Raw genomic sequence first — 23634 nt, 5'->3', positions numbered from 1 at the left:
CATGATCGATCCGATCTATCCCATGCGAGCCTCTTGCCATGTTTCGCACCTTCGCCCTCGTCTTCGGCGGCCTCTGCTATCTCCTGTCCTCGGCGGTCCTGGCCTATTACCTCTGCTGGCTCGGCGGCTTCCTGGTCCCCAAAACGATCGATAGCGGCGCTGCCGCCATGCCCGGCGGCACGGCGCTCGCCGCGGCCCTGCTGGTCAACGCCCTGCTGGTCGCGCTCTTTTTCATCCCCCACAGCATCCTGGCGCGGCCGCGCTTCAAGGCCTGGTGGACCGGGATCGTGCCGGCGCCCATCGAACGCTCGGTCTATCTGCTGCACTGCGCCCTCGCCATGGCCGCGATGATGGCCGGCTGGCAGGCGCTGCCGGCGCCGCTCTGGCAGCTTGGCCACCCGCTGGCCGAAGCCCTGCTCTGGGGCGGCTTCGCCTTTGGCTGGATCTTCATGCTCGGCGGGGCCTTCTCCATCGACCATCTGGAACTGATGGGCCTGAAGCAGGTCGCCTATAACTTCCTGGGGGCGCCACTGCCGCCGCAGCCCTTCTCGACGCGCTGGTTCTACCGCGTCGTGCGCCACCCCATCGCCCTCGGCCATCTGCTGGTGGTCTGGTGCCATCCGCAGATGAGCCTGGGCCACGCCTTCTATGCCGCCCTGGCCACGGCCTACGTCCTCTACGCCACCTACCGGCTGGAAGAACCGGACCTCGATCAGGCTTTCGGCGAGAACTACGCTGCCTACAGGAGGCGGGTCCCCGGGCTGGTTCCGCTGCTCCGTCCGCGCCGCTGACGGTCCCTGCCTGCGCTCTTGCAGCGGGGACATTCGCAGTTAGACTGAGGGGAGATGAGCGACACAGCCTCTCCCTCCGAAGACCAGACCAGCGAGCCTCCGGACCCGGCCTTAGCGGCGGCGGGCGGCCTGCCGCTGGTGACCCTGAAGCCCCATGGCGTCAAGCGGCTGCGCCGCGGCCATCCCTGGGCCTACTCCAACGAAATCGAGATGAATGCCGCCGCCAAGGCGGTGCCGCCCGGTGCGCTGGTCGAACTGCAGGATGCGGCGGGCGAGTACCAGGGCACGGCCTTCTTCAACCGTCACCCCCTGATCTCGGCGCGCGTGGTGACCGCCCGGCGCCGCGACAAGATCGACCGCGACTTTCTGGTCCGCCGCCTGCAGCGCGCCCTGGAGATCCGCGAGACCCTGATCGGCGTGCCCTTCTACCGCCTGGTGCATGCCGAAGCCGACGGCCTGCCGGGGCTGATCGTCGACCGCTTCGGCGAGGCCCTGGCCGTCCAGGTGAACACCGCCGGGATGGAGCGCCTGACCGGCCTGCTGATCGACGCCCTGAACCAGGTCGTCGGTCCGCGGACCATCGTGCTGCGCAACGACAGCGCCGCCCGCGCGCTGGAGCATCTGGACGCGCAGGTGAGCGTCGCCCAGGGCGCGCTCGACGGCCCGCTGGCGCTGGAGGAAAACGGCGCACGTTTCTTCGCCGATCTGGAAGGCGGCCAGAAGACCGGCTGGTTCTACGACCAGCGCGACAACCGCGCCTGGGCGGCGGGCCTCGCCAAGGATGCCCGGGTGCTGGACTGCTACGCCTTTGCCGGCGGCTTCTCCGTGCTCGCCGCGCTGGCCGGCGCGCGGGAGGTGGTGGCGCTGGACCGCTCCCAGCCGGCGCTCGACCTGGCGGCCATGGCGGCATCGGCCAACGGCGTCGCCGAGCGCTGCCGCTTCACCAAGGGCGAGGTCTTTCACGAACTGCAGCGCCAGGCCGCGGCGGGGGAGCGCTACGGCCTGGTGATCGTCGACCCGCCGGCCTTCGTGAAGTCGAAGAAGGATCTGGCCCAGGGCCTGAAAGGTTACCGCAAGCTGGCCCGCCTCGCCGCCAGCGTGGTGGCGCCGGGCGGCTATCTGGTCGCCGCCTCCTGCTCCCACCACGCCGATGTCGACAGCTTCGCCGGGCAGGTGCGCCGCGGCCTGCAGGACGCCGGGCGCAGCGCGCGCATCCTGCGTACGTCCGGCGCCGCGCCGGACCACCCGGTCCACCCCGCCCTGCCGGAAAGTGCCTACCTGAAGGCCCAGTTCCTGGCGCTGGACTGACGGGGCGCAACCGCCGCGACCGACACTCCACCTGTCGTGCTCCGGCCCGTCCCGAGCATGCACCCTTCGAGACGCCGCTGGCGCGGCTCCTCAGGGTGAGGCCGTTCTCTTCCTCATGCTGAGGAGCGCCCGCAAAGGGCGCGTCTCGAAGCATGCCGGGCCCGGCGCGCAGATGGACCCCTCAAGAAACCAAAGGGGTCAAGCCCGAGGGTGACAGTTAGAAGGGAGGCACTAGAGGCGGTGTAGGCCGCCAATCTGAGCCGGCTCTGCCGCTTCAGTTCTGCCCCACTCAGTTCTGCGCCGTCTGCAGTTTGCGGTCGATGTGGCTGGCCAGTTCCATGGAGGCGCGGCCGTCGACCAGCAGGCCGTTGTCACGCTGGTAGGCCCGGATGGCGGCGGTGGTCTTCTCGCCCTGCTGGCCGTCGATCGGCCCCGGGCTGTAGCCGAGCTGGTCAAGGCCCGCCTGCACCCGCGCGACGGCGGAGTCGTTGGCGGGCCGGTCGTTGGACGCCCAGATGGGATCGCCCAGATTGATAATGTCCTCGTCGGTGAGCGCGCCGGTCAGGCCGCCGGCGGCGGCGCCGATGAGCACGCCCTCCAGGATCGAAAGCCCGGTGACCGCGCCGACCACCGCGCCCGCCGCCGCACCGATCCCCGCGCCCGAGCCGGCGCGGTCGCCGGTGCTGCTGCCGCAGGCCGAAACCAGAAGGGTCGCGCCCAGAAAGAGCGCCAGGGCAGAACGTGTCATCGCCGGTCTCCATGATGGCTTTCACCTTAAGATAGACCAGGAACGGGGGTATTTCATTCCCAATCCCGGCCTCTTTGATCCCCGTCGCTTTGATCCCCGTCCCTTTGATCCCGGTCCCTTTCACTGGCGGGCGTTCCCCCGACGCATGGCAGCCCTGCCCCAAAGCCGGCTTGCCAGCAGGGGGCTGGCGATGCTACCCGAACGCTTCGATCCAACGGCTGCGGCCCCTGCCGCGCCGCCTTACTCGGAGCCTTGATGTCAGGGATTGTGCCCACCTGCTGATCCGTTCTCCTGACGGCTGAGCCTGCCTTCGTGGCGGCTGTGCCTGACGGAAGCTGACGGACTCGAGCAGCCTTGACGCCGCCGCCGCGATGCGGACCGGCAGCACTGAGGCGTGGGTTCCTTCTCCGGGGACAGTCCCCCTCCGAGTACATCATCATGAACATCTCCAAGAGCGAACAGCGCGTGCTGCACGTGCTGGCGCAGGGCGGACAGATCCGCCATGAGCGCGGCGGGAGCCGCAAGGTCACCAAGGTTCTCTGCGTCACGCGGGACGGACACGTTCTGTCCGACTGCACGCTGGCGGTCTTCAACCGCCTGCGCCGCAGACGCCTGATCAGCTCCCGGGGCGGCAGGCCCTACCGCATATCCCAGTTGGGCCGCGAGTCCGTGCGCCCGCAACTCGACAACCGCTAGGGGCGGAACAGCGACAAGGACAAACCCAAGATGACTGCAAAGGAAAGCCGGACCCTGCGCCCCGCGACGCGGGAGGACAGCAAGGCCATCCTGAACCTCGCCGTCGCCAGCGGCCTGTTTCAGGAAGACGAAACCGCCGTACTGGCGGAGATGCTCGCCGATGCCTTCGCCGGCCACCTGGAAGACCATCACTGGATCGTGCTGGAGGACGGCCCGGGGAAAGGCGAACCGGGTGGCGGAGCCATGGTTGCCGCCGCCTGCGTCGCGCCGGAGATGATGAGCGACCGGACCTGGAACCTCTACTTCATCGCGGTGGCGGCGCCACACCAGGGCCGGGGCCTGGGCGCGGCGCTGCTGACCCATGTCGAAGAGACGCTGCGCAAAGGCGGCGCGAGGCTGCTGCTGATCGAGACTTCGGGGCTCGACAGCTTCGCGGCGACACGCCGCTTCTACCGCACCAGAGGCTATGAGGAGGAGGCGCGCATCCGCGACTTCTACCGCGCGGGCGAGGACAAGATCGTGTTCCGCAAGCTGCTCTGACGGCCGGCTTCAGCTCGCCTTCTTCGCTGCCGCCTGCTGGTCCTTGCTCTGGGCCACCGGGAGCACGAGGCGGAACAGTGTGCCCTCGGCGTCGGAACGCTCCATGCGGATGTCGCCGCCGTGGGCGCGCATGATGTCGTGGGCGATGGAAAGGCCGAGGCCCGATCCGCCCTCCCGGGTCGAGCCGGTGAAGGGCTTGAAGAGGTGCTCCTGCGCCTCCTCGGGCAGGCCGGGGCCGTTGTCCTCCACATCGATGACCAGAAAGTCGCGCACCGGGCGCGCGGCGATGCGCACCTCGCCCGCCCCGGCTTCCAGGGAATTGCGCCCGAGGTTGATGAAGACGCGGTAGAGCTGCTCGCGGTCGGCCTCGACCACGAAGCCGCGGTCGACTTCGTTCAGCCAGCCGCCGCGCCCGGCCCCGGCGCCGGCCAGGCCCTCGCGCACCTCGGTCATGAGGTCGCGCAGGTCGAAGCGGTTGAGCTCCAGATGGGCCGGCCCCTCCCGCGTGAACTGCAGGGTCTGGGCGCAGAGATGCAGCGCCCGGTCGATGGCGCCGACCAGGGTTGGCGCCATTGAGCGCACGGCGGGATCGCCGCTGCGGGCCAGACGCTCCGAAATCAGGCTGGCGGTGGCCAGAATGTTGCGCAGATCGTGGTTGACCTTGGTGACTGCGGTGCCGAGGGCGGCCAGCCGGGTCTTCTGCAGCAGCGCGGCGCGCAGCCCCTCCTGCATGGTCACCAGCTCGCGCTCGGCGACGCCGACTTCGTCGCTGCGCTCGGAGGGCTGCAGCCCGCCGGCGGCCACCTCCGGGTTTTCGCGAAAGGCGGCCATGCTGGCGGTGATCCGGCGCATGGGCCGCACCATCAAGAGATGCAGACTGAGATAGACCAGCGCGGCGGTGAAGATCGAGATGATCAACGAGAGCTGGAGGATGCGGTAGGAGTAGTCGTACATGTCGCGGCGCATCGGCGCTTCGTCCAGCACCACCTCCACCAGCACCGCCGGGTCCTTGGGCGAGGGCCCGACGATGCGCAGCAGGCGGTTTTCCGGCGCGGCCAGCGCGACCACCGCATCGCCGATCAGTCCGAAGAAGCTGGCCTCGCGCAGATCGTAGCTGGCGTCGATCCCCTCCGGCCCCTCGACCATCAGCATCAGCTTGCCGCGGTCCGGCTTGGTGAGGGCCACCATGTAGGCGCCGACATGCTGCAGCAGCTCCGCCTCCAGGTCCTTGCTCACCATGTTGTCCGGCGTCGCTTCGAGGGCGAGGATGGAGAGATGTGCCGCGGCCAGCCGCTCCTGCAGGTAGACCAGGCGCATGCGCCCGATGGAGGGCGCGTAGATCAGCACCTCCGCCACCATGACGAAGAAGATCGTCAGCAGCAGAAGCTTGGCCGAAAGGCTTTTGGTGAGAGGCGGCAGGCGGAGCCTGTTCCCCGGCGACTTAGGACCCAACATAGCCCTGGCTTATAGCACGGCTCCGGCAGGCTCGGGAATCGGCGCCGCCACGCGCCGCAGGGGCTTCGGTCGGCCGGAAAAGGCTGGGTTCAGACCGCGAAAGGCAGGGCGCCCGGTCCCGCCGCCCTGGCCCGCGTGCCGCGAGACAGACTGCGAAGGACCGGGCGCCGAAAGAGGAGATCCCGTCTCCGCCCTTAATTGGACTTGGCGGCGCAGGGATTGCAGGGGTTCTTGGCAGCGCAGGGGTTGCAGGGGTTCGCAGCCGCACAGGGATTGCAGGGGTTGCAAGGATTGCAGGCCGCCGGCTTCAGCACCTTGGCGGCGCAGGGGTTGCAGGCCGCCTTGGCCGCACAGGGGTTGCAGGGGTTACAGGCCGCCACCTGAACCGGGGCGCTCGAAACGTTGGCTGCAGCGACCGGCATGGCCACCGCACCGGCGGAAACAGTGGCGACACTCAGCGCAACAAGGGTTTTCTTCAGCATCGTGGTTAAGCCTCCAAGCTTGATCGATCCGTGCCGACACCCGCGGACGGGCGCCTTCGAGCCGGCAGGCCGCCGATGTGGGGCCGTTGCGTGCCGGTGGTCCAAGAATGGTGGGATGCGCGATCAATCTCGAATCACGCTCCGGCGAGCGGCTTCAATTTTCTGTGAAAAATGGCCCTTTTCCGGCCACAGAAGCCCGTCCTAGGCCCGCCCCGGGACCGCCCCCGGGACCGTACGCCGCCCCCAGGCAGCAGATCCCAGGCACCAAGCCCCAGGCAACCGACCGGCAGGTCCTCGGGAGCGGCGCTCAGTCCTGCTTGCGCGCCTTCAGCTTCTTGTACACCACGGGAGTCACCGCTAGCACCGCAAGGCCCAGGATGGGCGCAAGGATCTGGGGCTGAAAGATGATGCCCAGGTCCGGCACCTCGCCGCGGTCGAAGATGGCCCCGACACCATTGCCGACCAGCGCGTAGACGAAGGTGCCGGGGATGATGCCGATGAAGGTACCGATGACAAATATCCTTAAAGGAACCCCGAGAAACGCCGGCACCAGGTTGACGATGAAGAAGGGAAAGAGGGGGACCAGCCGCAGGACCAGCATGTAGTTGAGAGCGTTCTCCTGAAATCCTGCTTCCATCTTCTGGATGGCCGCACCGGCCTTGGCGCGCAGCAGGTCGGCGAAGGCATAGCGCGCTGCCAGGAACAGGGCACTGGCGCCCAGAGTTGCGCCGACAACCACGTAAATCGTGGCGAAGTACGGCCCGAAGAGAAACCCCGCGGTAATGGTCAGGAGCGCCGCGGCAGGGATCGAGCAGGCGGCAACGATCGCATAAAGCGTCACGAAGCCGAGCCCCGACAGAATTCCGTACTGCGCTACGAGATCCAGAAGGTTGGCGCGGTTTTCCTTCAAAACATCGAAGCTGACATAGCGGTGCCAGCCGAGCAGGAAGAACAGGCCGAGCCCCGCCAGCAGAACGAGGATCGGCAAGAAGCGGCCGAGCGATAAGCCTTTTTTGCCGGCAGGCCCGGCATGCTCGGGGGTGGGTTCGGTCATGGACACTCCCTGGGACGGTCCCGGACAATCCCGGGTGGTAGCCGGAACATGGTTAACCAAAGGCTAATGCAGACCCCAGCGGGCCGGCGGCGGGGCGGTCGGGTTCGCTGGGAGGCGGCGCACAACCGAACACCCGAGCGTTTTAGCCCCTGGCCGGGCCGGCAACCAGTCACCATAGTGTGAGCCCTGCGCGATGGCCGGCCAAGCGTCGCCCAGGGGCTCCCAGGAGGAGGCATCGGAAACCCTTGCGCCCGCGCCGTGTCGGAACCGCCGGAAAGAAAGGCGCGCCGCGGGCCTTGCGGTCGTTGACAGAGCCGGGAGGCACCCTTATACAGCCCCGTCAATTCAAGAGTCAGCCTGGTACTGGAGACCGACCGTGAAGCGCACCTATCAGCCCTCTGTGCTGGTCCGCAAGCGCCGCCACGGGTTCCGCGCACGTAAAGGAACCGTAGGCGGGCGCCGCATACTCGCTCGACGCCGCGCCAAGGGCCGCAAGCGCCTTTCCGCTTAAGGTGTCGTGATGCCGACCGTCGGGCGGCTGAAGACACGACCTCAGTTCCTCAGGGTCGCGGCCGCCAAACGCAAGTGGGCGACGCCGGGCCTCGTTCTGCAGGCCGCAGGCCGGCCGGCGGACAGCACGCAGGGCAGCAAGACACGGGAAACGGGCTCTCCGGCCGCCGGTCACGATGATCCGGCGGATGTCCGGGTCGGTTTTACGGTCACGCGGCGGATCGGCAACGCGGTCGTGCGGAACCGGGCCAAGCGGCGCCTGCGCGCCGCCGCCGCCGAGGTGTTTCCGCGTCTGGGCCGCAAGGGCACGGACTACGTGGTCATCGGCCGCAGCGGCACGCTGACGCGGCCGTACGACAAGCTGCTGGGCGACCTGGAACAGGCCATCGGCAGGCTGGACCGCAGAAAAGCCCGGGCCAAAACGGCCAACGCCAAAACGGGCGAAGGCAGAACGGGCGAAGGCAGGGCGCGGGACGCCGGGCCACAGGGAACGTCAGAGGAGGCATCTTGATGAGGGCCTTGCGCCTGTTGATGCTGGTCTTGATCCGGGGCTACCAGCTTCTGATCTCGCCCTTCTTCCCGCCGTCCTGCCGCTACATCCCCAGTTGCTCGGAATATGCCCGCCAGGCCGTGGTCCGCCACGGCCCCCTGCGGGGCGGCTGGCTGGCGCTGCGCCGGCTGCTGCGCTGCCACCCCTGGGCCGACTGGGGCTATGACCCGGTTCCTGATGCGCCTGCCGATCAGGCACAAGGCGGTCGGGCGCAAAACGCGGGCACCGCAAAGAATTCCGCCGGCGGGCTTGGCCTTTGCGCCGATTGTCGCCATCTAGACCACTAACCGAGCCGCAGAGGCCCGCCCGCGGGGAGCCAATCGAGTCTTATGGAACAGCGTAACCTTCTCCTGGCGATCGTCCTGTCGGTGGCGATCCTCTTCGGCTTCCAGATGCTCTTCCCGCCGCCCCCGCCGCCGGTCCAGCAGCCGGAGACGGCCGGCGAGCAGGGCTCGACGCCGGTTCCGGGAGCGGGCACCGCCCCGGCGATCCCCGGCCTGTCCGGCGGCGTGCCGGCGGCCCAGGTGCGCGAAGAGGCGATCGGCATCAGCCCGCGCATCGAGATCGAAAGCGACAACCTGGGGGGCTCCATCGCCCTGCGCGGCGCCAAGGTCGACGATCTGGTGTTGAAGCAGTTTCGCGAGACACTGGACGAAGACAGCCCGCTGATCACCTATCTGTCGCCGGAAGGCTCCGCCAATCCCTACTTTGCGCGCTTCGGCTGGGCCGCCTCGCCGGGCACCACCGTCACGCTGCCGGACGCCCAGACCCTCTGGCAGAGCGAGGGGGGGACGCTGACGCCAGACAATCCGGTCACGCTGCGCTGGAACAACGGCGAGGGCCTGACCTTCGAACAGGTCTTCGAACTCGACGAAGAATACCTCTTCACCGTGACCCAGCGCGTCGTCAACGATGCCGGCCAAGAGGTCCAACTGGCGCCCTTCGGCCTGATTTCCCGCACCAACACGCCGGACATCCTGGGTTTCTTCATTCTCCACGAGGGCCCGTTGGGCGTCTTCGACGAGGTTCTGAAGGAAGTCGACTACGACGAACTGAAAGACGACTTCGAGGGCCGCGATGTGGTGATCGAAACGCCGACCACCAGCGGCTGGATCGGCATCACCGACAAGTACTGGCTGGCCGCGCTGATCCCGGACCAGAGCGAGGCGGTCATGACGCGCTTCCTCTATAATCAGCGCGACGGCCGCGACCACTACCAGACGGACCTGATCTACAACGCCAGCGCCATTCCCGCCGGCGGCAGCGCCGAGATCACCAACCGGCTGTTCGCCGGCGCCAAGGAAGTGGTGAAGCTGGACGCCTACGAAGAGCAGTTCGGCATCGTCGGATTCGACCGGGCGGTCGACTTCGGCTGGTTCTACTACCTCACCAAGCCGCTGTTTTATGCCCTGCACTGGCTGAACGCGACCCTCGGCAATTTCGGCCTCGCCATCCTGGCGCTGACCGTGGCCATCAAGCTGGTGTTCTTCCCGCTGGCCAACAAGTCCTACAGGTCCATGGCCAAGATGCGCAAACTGCAGCCGCAGATGCTGGAACTGCGCGAGCGCTTCGCCGAGGACAAGCAGCGCCTGAACCAGGAGATGATGGCGCTCTACAAGCGCGAGGGGGCCAACCCGCTGTCGGGCTGCCTGCCGATCCTGATCCAGATCCCGGTCTTCTTCGCGCTCTACAAGGTGATGTTCGTCACCATCGAAATGCGCCACGCCCCCTTCTACGGCTGGATCCAGGATCTTTCGGCGCCGGACCCGACCTCCATCCTCAACGGCTTCGGCCTCTTGCCCTGGGGCGTGCCGGAGCTCGGTATCCTGAACCTGCTGAACCTGGGCGTCTGGCCGTTGCTGATGGGCATCTCCATGTTCCTGCAGCAGAAGCTGAACCCCCAGCCGCCCGACCCCGTGCAGGCCAAGATCTTCCTGATGATGCCGATCATCTTCACCTTCCTGCTGGCGACCTTCCCGGCGGGCCTGGTGATCTACTGGACCTGGAACAACGTGCTCTCCATCGCCCAGCAGGCCATCATCATGAAGCGCGCCGGCGTGCCCATCGGCGGCGGCTCGGCCACCAAGCCGACAACCTGACCGGGGAAAGGGGCCGGCCTCGGGACCGGCCCCGCTGTCGGCTGTCATGACGCCAGAGACTGAAAGCGACGCCGAAGCCGAAGCCGCGGCGCTGGAAGCCGGGCGCCTGCTCTTCGCCGGGCCCTGCGACTTCCTGATTTCGGCGGCAGACGAAAACCAGATCCCCGCCTTCGGCCTCGCCGAGGTCGCCTTTGCCGGCCGCTCCAACGTCGGCAAGTCGAGCCTTGTGAACGCGCTCACCGGGCGCAAGACCCTGGCCCGCACCTCCGGCACGCCGGGGCGCACAAGGCTGCTGAACTTCTTCGATCTCGGCGGGCGGCTGATCCTGGTGGACCTGCCGGGCTACGGCTACGCCCGCGCCTCCAAAAGCGACATCGAACGCTGGACCCGGCTCACCCGCGGCTACCTGAAGGGCCGCTCGGAGCTGCGCCGGGTCTGTCTGCTGGTCGACTCCCGCCACGGCCTGAAGGCCAGCGACCATCAGGTCATGGACGAACTGGACAAGGCCGCCGTCTCCTACCAGGTGGTGCTGACGAAGGCCGACAAGATGAAGCCCGGCCCGCTGGCGCGCATGGCGGAGGAGACGGGCAAGACCCTGGCCAAACGCCCGGCCGCCCACCCGGTCTGTCTGATCACCTCGGCGGAGAGCGGGGCCGGCATTGCCGAACTGCGCGGCGCCCTGGCGGCGCTGGCCGAACCGCGCGACAAGGGTTAGAGTGGCGCCGGCCCAAGGGGGCTGAGTCGGTCGGGGGAAGCACCGGCGCCGCAACGGCGGGCCGGGGGATCTAGAGTATGAAACGCAACAGCATCAGCGACACCAAGCACTGGCTGCGCACGGCCCGGACCATCACCGAGGCGCTGCCCTTCATGCGCCGCTACTCCGGCGAGACCTTCGTCATCAAGTACGGCGGGCACGCCATGGTGGACGAGGAGCTTGCCGCGCTCTTCGCCAGCGACATCGTGCTCCTGAAGCAGGTCGGCGTGAACCCCATCGTGGTGCACGGCGGCGGCCCGCAGATCGGCCGCATGCTGGAGCGGCTGTCGGTCGCAAGCGAGTTCGTCGACGGCCTCAGGGTCACCGACGCCAAGACCGTCGAGGTCGTGGAGATGGTGCTCTCGGGCACCATCAACAAGTCGATCGTCAGCGCCATCAACGCCGCCGGCGGACGGGCGGTGGGCCTCTCGGGCAAGGACGGCAGCCTGATCCAGGCGCAGAAGCTGAAGCGCAGCACCCGCGATCCGGATTCCAACATCGAGAAGGTGCTGGACCTGGGTTTCGTCGGCGAGCCGACCATGGTCGATCCGCGCATCCTCTTCGCGCTGCAGGACTCCGGCCTGATCCCGGTCATCGCCCCCATCGGCATGGGTCCAAAGGGCGAAACCTACAACATCAACGCGGATACCGTGGCCGGCGCCGTGGCGTCGGCGGCCGGCGCCTCGCGCCTGCTGATGCTGACCGACGTCGTCGGGGTGCTGGACAAGAGCGGCGAACTGCTGCCGGACCTCAGCGCCGAGGAGGTCGGCAGGCTGCAGCAGGACGGCACCATTTCCGGCGGCATGATCCCCAAGCTGGAGACCTGCGTGAAGGCCGTGGAGAACGGCGTCGAGGCGGCGGTCATCCTGGACGGCCGCATGCCGCATTCGATGCTGTTGGAGATCTTCACCGGCGCCGGTATCGGCACCCTGATCCACCGCTAGCGGGTGGCGAGGAGTCCGACACAGCCCCTTCATGCTTCGAGACGTTCGCTGCGCTCTCTCCTCAGCATGAGGATGCGTTCTTGAAGCGCCCCAGCCCTCATCCTGAGGAGCGCGCCAAGGCGCGCGTCTCGAAGGATGCAGCACGAAGGGCTGAATGCGCCAGCAGCCCCTGAGACGTCAGAGCCTCAGTCGGTGAGGCTGGCGAAGAAGTCCAGCTGCCACTTCATTTCTTCCGGCGAGAGCGGAAAGTCGTCGCCGTTGCGGGCATGCAGCGCCTTGTTGGGGGGGATGCCGCCCATGTTGGTCTGAAGCTGCAGGGCCATGCGCATGCTGCAGCCGGCTTTCCAGGCCAGCGCGGTAACGCCCTTGGCGGAGCGGCCCTTGAGGATGCGGTCGACAAGGCCGGCATCGATCTCGGCAAGCAGCGCCAGGCCATGGCACACGAACTCGCGTTTGCCGGCGAGAACCGCATCGCCCAGCACTTCGCCGTTCAACTTGCCGGCCTTGAAGAGACGGGCTGCGTCCTCGGCGCCGTCGTAGGCGGGTTCGCCCGGTTGCTCCGGCGCGCTTTCGGCGACCCGGCGGTGCACCTCCTTGGCCACGGCCTCGGCGGTTTGCTTGTCGATATCGTTGCGCTGCCTCAGCTTCTCCAGCAGGGACTCCGCCACCAGCGAGGCCAGCTTGCGCACCGCCTTGGGGGACAGGGCGGGCCGCTCGACCAGCGGCTGTTGCCAGGACGGTTCCTCGACCGAACCATCGATCAGGGTATCGAGAGTCTCCTCGCGGATCTGTGCTGAATCATTGCCCAGAAGCTCCGCAATGGCGCGACGGTCGTCGCGCTTGACGATGGCATCGGAAACCGCCTCGCCGACCTGCGCGCGGCGCGAAATTGCGCAGAGCCGATCGCCGGAAACACTGCTGGCAATGATCTCCAGGAGATCCTCGTCGCTGAGCAGCGGCGAGAATTCCAGAACCGGGCAGGCGACGACGTCTTCGGCGTCGCGGGCCAGACGCTGGATCACCTGCGGCGGCGCATTGGCGACCGACTTCAGGGTCTCGGCGAGGATCTGACGGACCTGCGTGGCCTGGTCCCTGGCGAGCAGTTCCAGCGCCTCGACGACGAAGCGCTGGGCCTTCTCCTGGGTGCCCCGGTTCTCCTGACGGGTCAGCTCGGCAATCTTGCCCGCCAACTCGGCCCGCACCTTCTCGTCGTTGTCGCGCGCCAGGATGAGATCCGCCTGCCCCGGCGTCTTTTCGTTGGCGGCGATGCGGCGGCGCACCTCCGAGGAGGGGTCCTGCGAGAGGTAGTACAGCAGTTCCGGGCGCAGGTCCTCGCGCGATGCCAGGTCCGCGCGGTCCTTGTCGGACCCGCCTTCCGCCAGCGCCTTGCTTTCCTCATAGGACAGGGCGGCCGGCGCCTTCTTGCGTTTCAGACCGAAGACCATCAGTCGGCTGCCTTGCGGCGGTCGAAGGCCGCGGCCAGTCGAAGCGCATTCTTGCCCGACCGCTTGGCGCCGTACATCGCCTCGTCGGCGCGCCGCAGCAGCGATTCGAGGCTCTCGCCCTTCTTGGGTTCGTGAATGGCGATGCCCAGCGAAAACCCGAGCGGATGGTCCGCATCGCCGGAGTATCCGCGCAGGCGTTCGGCGAGCTTCAGCAGCCGTTCGCCTTTGCGCTCGGCGGTGGCGCGGTCCATGTCTTCGAGAAAGAGGGCGAACTCGTCGCCGCCGAGGCGCGCCGCAAGATCGCCGGCGCGCGACTGTTCTTTCAGTAGGGCGGCAACGTCCAGCAGCGCTTCGTCGCCGGTCTGATGGCCATGGGTGTCGTTGACCTGCTTGAAGTTGTCGAGATCGACGTAGATCAGTGCCCCCGGCCGCTTGGCGCCGCTGTCGGCCGCCACGCGTTTCTCCAGCTTGGCGGTGAAGCTGCGGCGGTTGTCGAGACCGGTCAGCGGATCGGTCATGGAGAGGACTTCCATCTCCGTCTGCCGGGCCAGCTGCTCGATGGCGAGGCCGACCTGGCCGGAGATGTTGTTCAGCAGACCGCGGTCTTCCTGGCTCCAGCCGCGGGCGCCGCTGGAACGCCAGACACAGAGCAGGCCGTTCATTTCGTCGCGGAACCGGGTGGCGCGGACGAGGACGGCGCCGCTGTCGCGCTCCAGTTCGGCGACGAGGTTTTCCGGCGTCAGCAGTTCGGACAGGCCGGCGAGATCCTGAACATCCGCCGCTTGCCCGGACTGCGCCAGCGCCTGGCCGATTTCCCCGTCGACCAAGGCATGGATGGAGATGCCCGAGAGCGCCAGCGCCGGCAGCAGGGCCTCTGCCGTTGCGGTCAGCATGCGCTGCGGTTCGAGTTCGCGGCGCACCATGTTGACGATGTAGGAGAACAGGCGTTCGCGGTTCTGTGCTTCGGCAAGCTCCGCCTCGTGGCAGCGCAGCTGGGTGATGTCGCGGCACACGCCGCGCGCGCCCAGCCATGCGCCATCGACAGTCAGCGGCAAGACGGTGGAGAGCAGGCAAAGGCTTTCGCCGGCGGCATCGCGGACCCAGATCTCAGCCGCGTCGACAGGCTCCTTCGCACTGAAGGGGCTCTTGTCCGCAAGCTTGGGGTCCAGCAGCAGGTCGCTGGCCGGGCGCCCGACGAGGTCCGAGGCCTTATAGCCCAGTGCACCGCGCGGGGAGACGAAGGCAAAGCAGCCCTCGGCATCGGTCTCCCAGGCGAAGTCGTTGGAGATTTCCACCAGATCCTTGTAGCGCTGGCGCGATTCCACGAGGGCCGACCGCAGGCTGCGTTCCAGCGTGACATCGCGCCCGAGCAGCAGCGCCGCGGTGCCTTCGCTCCAGGGCAGCACCGTGACGTCGAAGGCGCGCTCGACAGACTTGCCGGCCTCGGTCGCCGTGACCACCAGGGGATTCACCTGGGCGGCGGTGCCCAGGATGGCCGCGCGGACGGCCTCGCGCAGTTCCTCGTGGCCGCCCGCCGTCAGGAGAGTCGCAATGGGGGCCGCCAGTTCGTTGGCGTGCAGCACGATCCCGTTGTGGCCCGCCAGCAGTACGGCACCGGGATAGAGTTCCAGGGCGCCATGGGCGCCGAACAGCGCGGGGGGCGCCGCGTCTTCGAGAAGCTGGTCGTAGCTGCCCTGCCGGACGGCGTCTTGTGTGGGGCCGCTCTTTGCGGGCGACCTTGCCATGAAACCCCCTTTTCGGACACGGCCCTGCCGGGGGCCGGAGTGTGTGATCTGGAGGTCACCAAGATGCGCCCTCTGCCGTTAAGATGCGCTTAAGTGCAAAGGCCGAAACCCCTGCGTTACAGCCATTCCGGCGTGTCGAATTTGGCACAAACACACGCCAGCAGCGAAACCGGCAGGCGCGTTCCCGCGCTTAACCTTCGGCTAACCCTGAAGCGCTCAGCCGAGCCGCCGCGGGGAAGCCAGGGGGAGGCCAGGGGAAAGCCAAGGGGCCGCCGCGGGACTCCCGGCCGGCGGAGCGCTGACAGCCTGCGGGAAGGCCGGGGAAAGGGCGCGGCCGCCGGGGGCGTTGGGGAGAGGACGGGCAATTGACAGGACGCCAAGCCTACCGCATGTTCCCGGGTATCTGTTCTATGGGCATTTGCGCCCCATCCACCGCCTGAACCAAGCTGCAGGACCCCATGCAAAGTGACCAGCTGAAGGGCATCATTGAGAATGCCTGGGAAGACCGCGAGTCGGTCAACACGGGAACCACCGGCGAGATCCGCGATGCGGTGGCCGCGGCGCTGGAGGGGCTGGACTCCGGCAGCTTCCGTGTCGCCGAAAAAGGCGGCGACGGCTGGCAGGTGAACCAGTGGTTGAAGAAGGCGGTGCTGCTGTCCTTCCGCCTCAACGACATGGGGCTGATCCCCGGCGGGCCGGGCGAGGCGACCGCATGGTGGGACAAGGTGCCATCGAAGTTCGCGGGCTGGGGCGAGAACCGCTTCCGCGACGCCGGCTTCCGCGCGGTTCCCAACTGCACCGTGCGCCACTCCGCCTACATCGCCCCCGGCGTGGTTCTGATGCCGAGCTTCGTCAACCTGGGCGCCTATGTCGACTCCGGGACCATGGTGGACACCTGGGCGACCGTCGGCTCCTGCGCCCAGATCGGCAAGAACGTGCACCTCTCCGGCGGAGCGGGCATCGGCGGCGTGCTGGAGCCTTTGCAGGCCGGCCCGGTCATCATCGAGGACAACTGCTTCGTCGGCGCCCGCTCGGAGGTGGTCGAAGGCGTGGTGGTCGAGGAGGGCTCGGTCCTCTCCATGGGCGTCTACATCGGCGCTTCCACCAAGATCGTCGACCGCACCAGCGGCGAGGTCTTCATGGGCCGGGTGCCGGCCTACTCCGTCGTGGTGCCCGGCAGCCTGCCGGGCAAACCGCTGCCCGACGGCAGCCCGGGCCCCAGCCTCTACTGCGCGGTCATCATCAAGCAGGTCGACGAGCGCACCCGCGCCAAGACCTCGATCAACGACCTTTTGCGCGACTGAGCGCAGGCTCATGGCGGCAACCAAGATCGACACGCTCGAACTGGCGCAGGCCCTGATCCGCTGCCCCAGCGTCACCCCGGCGGAGGCCGGCAGCCTGGACGTTCTGGGCGAGGCGCTGGAAGGGCTCGGCTTCACCTGCCACCGCCTGCCCTTCGCCGAGGAGGACAGCGCCGAGGTCGACAACCTCTATGCCCGCCTCGGCGACAGCGGCCCCAACCTCTGCTTTGCCGGCCACAACGACGTCGTCCCGGTCGGCAACCCCGACGACTGGAGCGTCGACCCCTTCGCCGCCGAGGTCCGCGACGGCCGGCTCTATGGCCGCGGCGCGGTGGACATGAAGGGCTCGATCGCCGCTTTCGTCGCCGCGGTCAGCGGCTTCCTGGCCGAGGGCGGCAAGCCCAGGGGCTCGCTCTCTCTGCTCATCACCTGCGACGAAGAGGGCGAGGCCATCAACGGCACCCGCAAGGTGCTGCGCTGGCTGGGCGAGCAGGGCGAGGCGCTGGACAGCTGCCTGGTCGGCGAGCCCACCAGCAACGAAGCTCTGGCGGACATGGTGAAGATCGGCCGCCGCGGCAGCCTGAACGCCCGGCTCTCGGTCTCCGGCACCCAGGGCCACACCGCCTATCCCCATCTGGCCGACAACCCGCTGCACCACCTGACGCGCATGCTGGACGCGCTGATCGGCGAGGCCCTGGACGGCGGCAATGCGCACTTCCCGCCCTCCAGCCTGCAGATCACCTCCGTCGACGTCGGCAACGCCGCCACCAATGTGATCCCGGCGACCGCCGAGGCGCGCTTCAACGTGCGCTTCAACAACCTCTATGACAGCGCGGCGGTGGAACGCTGGATCCGCGAACGCCTGGACCGGGCGCTCGACGCCTCGCGCGGGGCGGCCTACGACCTGAAGATCCGGGTCTCCGGCGAGTCCTTCCTCTGCCCGCCCGGTCCCTGGAGCGCGCTGGTCTCGGCGGCGGTGGAGGAGATCACCGGCAAGCCGCCGGAGCTGGGCACCAGCGGCGGCACCTCCGATGCCCGCTTCATCAAGGACCACTGCACGGTGGCCGAACTGGGCCTGCTGAACGCCACCGCCCACAAAGTGGACGAGAACGTCAGCGTGGAAGACCTCACGGCCCTGACGGCGATCTACCGCAGCCTGCTGGAGCGCCACGCCGCCGGCTGACGGTCAGTCCTTCTGAGAGATTTCGAAGACGTCGTCTGGGTAGCCGACCTCGGTGAGATAGAGGCCGCAGGCCGGCGCCGTGGGACCGGCTGCCGCCCGGTCTTGCGCCTCCAAGGCCCGGCGCAGGTTCCCGGCGCTCCACTTGCCCTCGCCCACCAGCCGCAGGGAGCCGGCGAAGTTGCGGATCTGGTGATGCAGGAAGGAGCGCGCCTCGGCGTGGATCTCGATTGCCTGGCCGAAGCTGTCGGCCCGGGAAGTGACATCCAGGCGGTCTAGGGTTTTCACCGGCGACTTAGCCTGGCACTCGCTGGCCCGGAAAGATGTGAAGTCGTGCCGCCCCAGCAGCACCTGGGCCGCCGCATGCATGGCCGCGGCGTCCAGCGGCTGGGGCACGAACCAGGCTTGGCCCCGCTCCAGCGCCAGGGGCGCCCGGCGGTTGACGATGCGGTAGCGATAGGCGCGGCGGTTGGCGGAAAAGCGGGCGTGAAAGTCCGCCGGCACCCGGCGCACCGCCAGCACCGCCACCGGCGCCGGCTTCAGGTGAAAGTTGAGGGCGGCCATCACCCGCTCTGGCTCCACCTCTTTCGCCAGATCCAGGTGCGCCGACTGCGCCAGGGCATGGACCCCCGCGTCGGTGCGTCCGGCCCCCTCGACCAGTACGGTCTCGCCGCAAAAGCGGGTCACGGCCTCTTCCAAGGCGGCCTGGACCGAAGGGCCGTTCGCCTGGCGCTGCCAGCCGACGAAGGCGCCGCCGTCGTACTCGACGATGATCTGAAAGCGCGACACGCCGGCGGCTACCCAGCGGCTGCGCCGAGCGGCAGGCGGCTGCCGGTGGGCAGGTCGAAGCCGCGCAGGAAGGCCTCGGCCGACATCGCCGCACGCCCGGCCCGCTGAACCTGCAGCAGGCGCAGGGCACCGGCGCCGCAGGCGATGGTGGGCGCCTGGTCCAGCACCGCGCCGGGCTGCCCGCCCTGCGGGAGCGGGATGGCGGCGAGGACTTTCACCCGCTCCGCCCTGCCGTCGTGCTCGATTTCGAAGAAGGCGCCGGGCCAGGGCGTGAAGGCCCGGACACGGCGGTCCAGCTCCGCCGCCGGTTCGGACCAGTCGAGCCGGCCTTCGCTTTTCTCCAGCTTCTCGGCATAGGTGACGCCGAAGGCCGGCTGCGGCTGTGCCTCGAGGCGCCCGCGCGCGAGCCCGGCCAGGGCCTCGACGATGAGCCGCCCGCCCAGTTCGGCCAGCGCATCGTGGAGCTGCTGCGCATTGGTGTCCGGCCCGATGGCGAGGCTTTCCTGGAGAAGGATGGCGCCGGTATCGAGGCCCTCGTCCATCTGCATGATGGTGATTCCGGTCTTCTGGTCGCCGGCCAGGATAGCCCTCTGGATGGGGGCCGCCCCGCGCCAGCGCGGCAGCAGGGAGGCGTGGATGTTCAGACAGCCGAAGCGCGGCGCCGAGAGGATCGCGGGCGGCAGGATCAGGCCGTAGGCCGCCACCACCGCCGCGTCGAGGCCGAGGTCTGCAAAGGCGCGGGCCGCGGCCTCCGTGCGCAGGGTCTTCAGCGTGCGCAGCGGCCAGCCGCGCGCCTCCGCCAGGGCCTGCACCGGCGAGGGTCGGAACTTCTGTCCGCGTCCGGCCGGGCGCGGCGGCTGGGTATAGACCGCGGCAATGTCATGCTTGGCTTCGGCCAGGGCCTCCAGCGCCGGCAGGGCGAAGTCCGGGGTTCCCATGAAGGCCAGACGCAGGGGCTTGTCTGTTTGCTTGCCCGGGGACTTACCGGACGAGTGGCTGCTGGGTTCCGGGTGTTGGGCCATAGGGCCGGGCTCAGACACAGGCCCGGACTCAGGCCGTGGCGTAGCTCGCCAGCGGCTTGTCCGCCTTCTTGGCCTTCAAGAGCTTGCGCAGGATCATGTTGCGCTTCAGCGCGGTCATGTGATCGACGAAGAGGATGCCTTCCAGGTGATCCATCTCGTGCTGGATGCAGGTGGCCAGCAGACCCTCGGCCTGCAACTCGCGGATCTCGTTCTCGTGGTCCAGATAGCGCACGGTGATGGCCGCCGGGCGCACAACGTCGCCATAGTGTTCCGGCAGGGAGAGGCAGCCCTCCTCGTAGGAGGAATCCTCGTCGGACACCCAGGTGAGTTCCGGATTGGCCATGTAAAGCGGCGCTTTCTCCTCGCCTTCGCCGGCGACATCGACCACGATCACCCGCTTCAGCACACCCACCTGCGGCGCGGCCAGGCCGATGCCCGGGGCGTTGTACATGGTCTCCAGCATGTCATCCATCAGCCGGCGGATCTCGTCGTCCACGGCCTCCACGGGCGCACAGACCTTCTTCAGGCGCGGGTCGGGGGCGGTGATGATGGGAAGCAGGGCCATGGTCGGATCGCTGGGGTTCCTGGGGGTTCCTGGGGGTTGCCGGTTTCGGGCGCCGCCGCGCTGCGCCGGACAGGCACTAGGTATTGCCTGCAGGGCCGGGGGTCAAGGGATCGGGATCACGCGCGCCAGGCAGCCCGCCTGTGCGGCTTGCTTAGGCCGGGGCGCCGTGCTGTGCTAATCTTCGATTCGCGTTCTGTTCTCTTTCGGAGTCGCGCCATGGATTCCCTGGTGATTCTCGTCGCAGTGGCGGTGACGGCCGTCGCAGTCGTTCTGGGCTTGTTCCTGCTGCGGGAGCGGCGGCGGCCGGCCCAGGAGGACGGGCGCGAAAGCGAGCTGGCGGCCCTCGCGGGGCGGCTGGCCCAGATGGCGGAAAGCCAGGCCGCGGTGCAGGCCCGGATCACCGATCAGCTTCAGGCCCAGGAACGCCAGATGGCCAAGGCGGTGGAGGAGCGGCTGGAGACCTTCTCCAAGCGCGTCGGCGACCGCCTGAACGAGAGCGCGACCAAGAGCCAGACCACCCTGACCGAACTGCGCGAGCGCCTGGCGGTGATCGACAAGGCGCAGCAGAACCTGGCGGAGCTGTCCGGCCAGATGGTGGGCCTGCAGGACATCCTGGCCAACAAGCAGGCGCGCGGCGCCTTCGGCGAGGTGCAGCTGCGCGACCTGGTGGAGGCGGCGCTGCCGCCTTCGGCCTATGCCTTCCAGGCGACGCTGGGCAACGGCCGGCGGCCCGACTGCCTGCTGAAACTGCCCAATCCGCCGGGGTCGATCGCCATCGACGCCAAGTTTCCGCTGGAAAGCTATGAGGCGCTGCGCGCCGCGGGCAGCGACGAAGCCGCCCTGGCGCCGGCCCGCCGCGCCTTCGCCCAGGATCTGAAGCGCCACGTCCAGGACATCGCGGCACGCTACATCCTGGCCGGGGAGACGGCGGAATCGGCGCTCCTGTTCCTGCCCAGCGAGGCGGTCTACGCCGAACTCCACGCCAATTTCCGCAGCGTCGTCGAGGAGTCCTACAAGGCGCGGGTCTGGATCGTCTCCCCCACCACCCTGATGGCGACCCTGCACACGGTGCGGGCGGTGCTGAAGGACGTGCGCATGCGCGAGCAGGCTGGCATCATCCAGACCGAAGTGGAGAAGATGATGGGCGACGTCCTGCGCCTGGACAAACGGGTGAACAACCTGGAGAGCCACTTCGAGATGGCCCGCCGGGACATCCACGAAATCCGTACCTCCTCCGGCAAGATCCTGCGCCGCGGCGAGAAGATCGGCGAGCTGGAGCTGGAGGACGACGGCTCCGCCGCCGCCCTGGAGCCGGCATCAGCCCCGCCGCCCCAGATCACCAAGCATTGAATTTACTTATTTTAAGTTAAATGCGATCAAAATCGACTATTAACTTGAAATAGCTTAATTCAGCACTCTGATGCGGTAGCTGACCTCCGCCTCGCCGCCGGCCGGGACCTGCAGGCGCCAGACGATGCGGTTGGCGCTTTCCTTCTCGTGAGCCGCGCTTTCCTCCAGCATCGACCAGCCCTGGGGCAGGCTGCCGCCGACCAGCACCTCCACCGCCTCGGCCTTGGCGTTCTGCACCACGATGCGCTGGCCGGTCTCGTAGCTGCGGTTGGACAGCCGCTCGAAGGCCGTGCGCGTCGCCCGTGCCGTGACGTCGAAGGCCCGGCCCAGGCTGAGCCGCGCGGTCTCGCCTTCCGGTGTCTGGGTCATGCGGTCCTCGCCCAGAAACAGCGGCTGACCGCCCGGCCCGGGGCCGTAGATCCGCACCACCCCCGATGGCAGGGGGGCGCCCAGGCCCAGTTCGGCAGAGTTTTCCAGTTCCATGATCAGGGCGGCGGAGACCGGCCCGACCTCCTCGATGTTGGGATTGCCGATTGCGAGACCGTCGAAGCGGTACTCGCGGGCGACCTTGACCCCGGCGGCGCTCATCAGCGGCACCTGCTTGGTCTCGCCGCGCAGCAGGGTGACCGGCAGCGCCACGGTGTAGACGTAGCGGTCCGAGGCCGACTGCGGCGCCCGCGCCATATCGGCCGGCGCCGCCATCGCCTGGGGCAGGGCCGCGTCCATTTCCTGGCGCGCCATCATCAGCGGGCGGGCCGTTTGATTCACCTGGCCGGCCACCAGCCGCAGGTCGGCCGCCGGGAAGTCGCTGCGCGTCCCGTTGGTCAGGGTTGCAAGAGCCTGGAGGTCGAGGGTGTCGTCCGCCTCGTTCAGCCGCGCCACGTAGTCGGCGCGCCAGGACAGGCCCGAGGTCAGATAGGCGAGTTGCAGGGCCTGCTCCCCCGCCGTCTGGCCGGCCAGCCGGGCGAGCAGCGCCGGTTCGCTGCGCAGGCCCGGCGGCAGCTCCGCAAAGGCGATCCGCCCCGGCGGCGAGATTTCGATCTGCCCGTCAACCCGCAGCACCAGGCCACCGGCCAGGGAGAGCACCTCGGCGTCGAAGACCGTGTCGGCGCCGGTTTCCGGGTGGGTCCGGATGAGGCGGACGGTCTTGCCGAGGGAGGCTTCCAGGAGGCGCTGCGGCGTCAGCAGGTCGGCGACGAAGCTCTGTTCCAGAACCCGCAAGCCCTGGCCGCTCAGCAACACGGTCTCCGGCCGCAGCAGGTTGCTGACATCTTCGATCGCCAGTTCGGAGGCGCCGGCCGGCAGGTTCAGCCGCCGCTGCTCGCTGACCAGGGCCAGATCCTGCTCGTAGATCGTCAGCGCCAGCGACTCGCGCCCCTCCGCCGTCAGGCGCGCTTCCTGTGCCCCAACGGGGATGGCCGCGGCCGCCAGAACCGTCGCCGCCGTGATGGTCAGAACCGCACGGCGGCGCAGGAAGCGCGCGTTCCGGCCGAAAATCTTCAACAAAGAAGCCATAGTCTTGTTAAACCTCGCTCAATTCCTGCAGGTCGGCGGTGCGGCGGGAGCCTGCCAAGCAATTGCGGCAGCATCGGGGCGCAGCACTGGGGTGCAGCATTGGGGCGCAGCAGCCGGGGCACACCAGCATTGGAGCGCAAGCGCGCCACGCGCCCATCTTTCGTCAGGCCGGTCGCCGCGCCTTCAAGGCGGCTGTCAGGGTGCCGTCGTCGAGATAGTCCAGCTCGCCGCCGACCGGAACCCCGTGCGCAAGCCGGGAGAGCTTCGCCCCGCTCTCCGCCAGCCGGTCGGTGACGAAGTGGGCCGTGGTCTGGCCGTCGACCGTGGCTGAAAGCGCCAGGATCACCTCCTCGACGCCGCCGCCTTCGACGCGTTCGATCAGCCTGGCCATGTGGAGTTGATCGGGCCCGCGCCCGTCGATGGCCGAGAGCGTGCCGCCGAGGACGTGATAGCGGCCTTTGAAGGCGCCGCTGCGCTCCAGCGCCCAGAGATCGGCCACCTCCTCCACCACGCAAAGCAGGCGTCCGTCACGCTTGGGATCCTGGCAGATGCCGCAGGGGTCCTGCGTGTCGAGATTGCCGCAGGTGCTGCAGACAGTGATGGCCTCCGCCGCCTTGGCCATGGCATCGACCAGCGGCAGCATCAGCGCCTCGCGCTTTTTCATCAGATGGAGGACCGCCCGGCGCGCCGAGCGCGGCCCCAGGCCCGGCAGCCGGGCGAGCAGCTGGATCAGACGGTCGAGGTCGCCGGCAATCATCGGCGGATGGATCCGAAGCGCAGGAGCATAGGAA

At 68.4% G+C, this 23634-nt stretch carries 24 protein-coding genes; 13 read left to right on the top strand and 11 right to left on the bottom strand.

Annotated features, from left to right (window positions below; translation table 11 throughout):
* Positions 1-38 precede the first annotated feature (38 nt).
* A complete protein-coding gene (locus ACO06P_RS16210) occupies positions 39-791 on the top strand; it encodes a methyltransferase family protein (RefSeq protein ID WP_420346266.1) in 753 nt (250 codons plus the stop codon).
* Positions 792-845: 54 nt separating this feature from the next.
* Entirely contained in the window at positions 846-2099 is a 1254-nt protein-coding gene (locus tag ACO06P_RS16205) for a class I SAM-dependent rRNA methyltransferase (protein WP_420346265.1), read from the top strand.
* Between the two features lie 289 nt (positions 2100-2388).
* On the opposite strand, the gene ACO06P_RS16200 is transcribed toward ACO06P_RS16205, so the two are convergent.
* Entirely contained in the window at positions 2389-2847 is a 459-nt protein-coding gene (locus ACO06P_RS16200; RefSeq protein WP_420346264.1) for a peptidoglycan-binding domain-containing protein, read from the bottom strand.
* A 438-nt stretch (positions 2848-3285) separates the two neighbouring features.
* Here ACO06P_RS16200 and ACO06P_RS16195 point away from each other — a divergent pair, with 438 nt between their 5' ends.
* Together ACO06P_RS16195 and ACO06P_RS16190 are read left to right on the top strand one after the other, a co-directional pair.
* Entirely contained in the window at positions 3286-3543 is a 258-nt protein-coding gene (locus ACO06P_RS16195) for a YjhX family toxin (RefSeq protein WP_420346263.1), read from the top strand.
* A gap of 30 nt (positions 3544-3573) precedes the next feature.
* Positions 3574-4083 carry a GNAT family N-acetyltransferase gene (locus tag ACO06P_RS16190; RefSeq protein ID WP_420346262.1) on the top strand — a complete coding sequence of 170 codons (510 nt, stop codon included), beginning with the start codon at positions 3574-3576 and terminating at the stop codon, positions 4081-4083.
* A gap of 9 nt (positions 4084-4092) precedes the next feature.
* Here ACO06P_RS16190 and ACO06P_RS16185 read toward each other — a convergent pair whose 3' ends face one another.
* From ACO06P_RS16185 to ACO06P_RS16175, 3 genes are all read right to left on the bottom strand, one after another.
* A complete protein-coding gene (locus ACO06P_RS16185; RefSeq protein ID WP_420346261.1) occupies positions 4093-5538 on the bottom strand; it encodes a sensor histidine kinase in 1446 nt (481 codons plus the stop codon).
* A 194-nt stretch (positions 5539-5732) separates the two neighbouring features.
* Positions 5733-6020, bottom strand: coding sequence for a hypothetical protein (locus ACO06P_RS16180; RefSeq protein ID WP_420346260.1), 288 nt, complete (start codon positions 6018-6020; stop codon positions 5733-5735).
* 307 nt (positions 6021-6327) lie between these two features.
* Complete coding sequence (locus ACO06P_RS16175) at positions 6328-7074, bottom strand: TVP38/TMEM64 family protein (protein WP_420346259.1); 747 nt, start codon at positions 7072-7074, stop codon at positions 6328-6330.
* A gap of 376 nt (positions 7075-7450) precedes the next feature.
* Between ACO06P_RS16175 and rpmH the strand changes: the two genes are divergently transcribed.
* From rpmH to argB, 6 genes are all read left to right on the top strand, one after another.
* A complete protein-coding gene (rpmH, locus tag ACO06P_RS16170; RefSeq protein WP_299394819.1) occupies positions 7451-7585 on the top strand; it encodes a 50S ribosomal protein L34 in 135 nt (44 codons plus the stop codon).
* A 9-nt stretch (positions 7586-7594) separates the two neighbouring features.
* Positions 7595-8095: a ribonuclease P protein component gene (gene rnpA / locus ACO06P_RS16165; protein ID WP_420346258.1), complete on the top strand. Its 501-nt coding sequence runs from the start codon at positions 7595-7597 to the stop codon at positions 8093-8095.
* Positions 8095-8421, top strand: coding sequence for a membrane protein insertion efficiency factor YidD (yidD, locus tag ACO06P_RS16160; protein ID WP_420346257.1), 327 nt, complete (start codon positions 8095-8097; stop codon positions 8419-8421). Before rnpA ends, yidD begins: the two co-directional genes overlap by 1 nt.
* 42 nt (positions 8422-8463) lie before the next feature.
* A complete protein-coding gene (gene yidC, locus ACO06P_RS16155; RefSeq protein ID WP_420346256.1) occupies positions 8464-10233 on the top strand; it encodes a membrane protein insertase YidC in 1770 nt (589 codons plus the stop codon).
* 46 nt (positions 10234-10279) lie between these two features.
* Positions 10280-10948 carry a ribosome biogenesis GTP-binding protein YihA/YsxC gene (yihA, locus tag ACO06P_RS16150; RefSeq protein WP_420346255.1) on the top strand — a complete coding sequence of 223 codons (669 nt, stop codon included), beginning with the start codon at positions 10280-10282 and terminating at the stop codon, positions 10946-10948.
* A 77-nt stretch (positions 10949-11025) separates the two neighbouring features.
* Positions 11026-11931, top strand: a complete 906-nt coding sequence (gene argB, locus ACO06P_RS16145; protein WP_420346254.1) for an acetylglutamate kinase — start codon at positions 11026-11028, stop codon at positions 11929-11931.
* Positions 11932-12116: 185 nt separating this feature from the next.
* On the opposite strand, the gene ACO06P_RS16140 is transcribed toward argB, so the two are convergent.
* Positions 12117-13376: a DUF2336 domain-containing protein gene (locus ACO06P_RS16140; RefSeq protein WP_420346253.1), complete on the bottom strand. Its 1260-nt coding sequence runs from the start codon at positions 13374-13376 to the stop codon at positions 12117-12119.
* Complete coding sequence (locus ACO06P_RS16135) at positions 13376-15121, bottom strand: diguanylate cyclase domain-containing protein (RefSeq protein WP_420346252.1); 1746 nt, start codon at positions 15119-15121, stop codon at positions 13376-13378. Before ACO06P_RS16135 ends, ACO06P_RS16140 begins: the two co-directional genes overlap by 1 nt.
* Positions 15122-15579: 458 nt before the next feature.
* Between ACO06P_RS16135 and dapD the strand changes: the two genes are divergently transcribed.
* Positions 15580-16425, top strand: a complete 846-nt coding sequence (dapD, locus tag ACO06P_RS16130) for a 2,3,4,5-tetrahydropyridine-2,6-dicarboxylate N-succinyltransferase (RefSeq protein ID WP_420346251.1) — start codon at positions 15580-15582, stop codon at positions 16423-16425.
* A gap of 10 nt (positions 16426-16435) precedes the next feature.
* Positions 16436-17605 carry a succinyl-diaminopimelate desuccinylase gene (gene dapE, locus ACO06P_RS16125; protein ID WP_420346250.1) on the top strand — a complete coding sequence of 390 codons (1170 nt, stop codon included), beginning with the start codon at positions 16436-16438 and terminating at the stop codon, positions 17603-17605.
* A 3-nt stretch (positions 17606-17608) separates the two neighbouring features.
* On the opposite strand, the gene truA is transcribed toward dapE, so the two are convergent.
* The 3 genes from truA to def form a co-directional block, all read right to left on the bottom strand.
* Positions 17609-18391 carry a tRNA pseudouridine(38-40) synthase TruA gene (gene truA / locus ACO06P_RS16120; protein WP_420346249.1) on the bottom strand — a complete coding sequence of 261 codons (783 nt, stop codon included), beginning with the start codon at positions 18389-18391 and terminating at the stop codon, positions 17609-17611.
* Positions 18392-18399: 8 nt separating this feature from the next.
* Positions 18400-19329, bottom strand: coding sequence for a methionyl-tRNA formyltransferase (gene fmt, locus ACO06P_RS16115; RefSeq protein WP_420349651.1), 930 nt, complete (start codon positions 19327-19329; stop codon positions 18400-18402).
* Between the two features lie 112 nt (positions 19330-19441).
* Positions 19442-19978 carry a peptide deformylase gene (def, locus tag ACO06P_RS16110; protein ID WP_420346248.1) on the bottom strand — a complete coding sequence of 179 codons (537 nt, stop codon included), beginning with the start codon at positions 19976-19978 and terminating at the stop codon, positions 19442-19444.
* A 216-nt stretch (positions 19979-20194) separates the two neighbouring features.
* Here def and ACO06P_RS16105 point away from each other — a divergent pair, with 216 nt between their 5' ends.
* Positions 20195-21328, top strand: coding sequence for a DNA recombination protein RmuC (locus ACO06P_RS16105; RefSeq protein ID WP_420346247.1), 1134 nt, complete (start codon positions 20195-20197; stop codon positions 21326-21328).
* Between the two features lie 54 nt (positions 21329-21382).
* Here ACO06P_RS16105 and ACO06P_RS16100 read toward each other — a convergent pair whose 3' ends face one another.
* Together ACO06P_RS16100 and recR are read right to left on the bottom strand one after the other, a co-directional pair.
* Entirely contained in the window at positions 21383-22843 is a 1461-nt protein-coding gene (locus ACO06P_RS16100; RefSeq protein ID WP_420346246.1) for a DUF4139 domain-containing protein, read from the bottom strand.
* Positions 22844-23006: 163 nt separating this feature from the next.
* Entirely contained in the window at positions 23007-23600 is a 594-nt protein-coding gene (gene recR, locus ACO06P_RS16095) for a recombination mediator RecR (RefSeq protein ID WP_420346245.1), read from the bottom strand.
* Positions 23601-23634: the final 34 nt, after the last annotated feature.

Origin of the sequence: Pelagibius sp. (assembly GCF_965227505.1) — a bacterium.
In the GTDB taxonomy this organism is placed as follows: domain Bacteria; phylum Pseudomonadota; class Alphaproteobacteria; order Kiloniellales; family Kiloniellaceae; genus Pelagibius.
The sequence above is the reverse complement of the archived record's forward strand: the minus strand, read 5'-3'. Positions and strand labels throughout refer to the sequence as shown.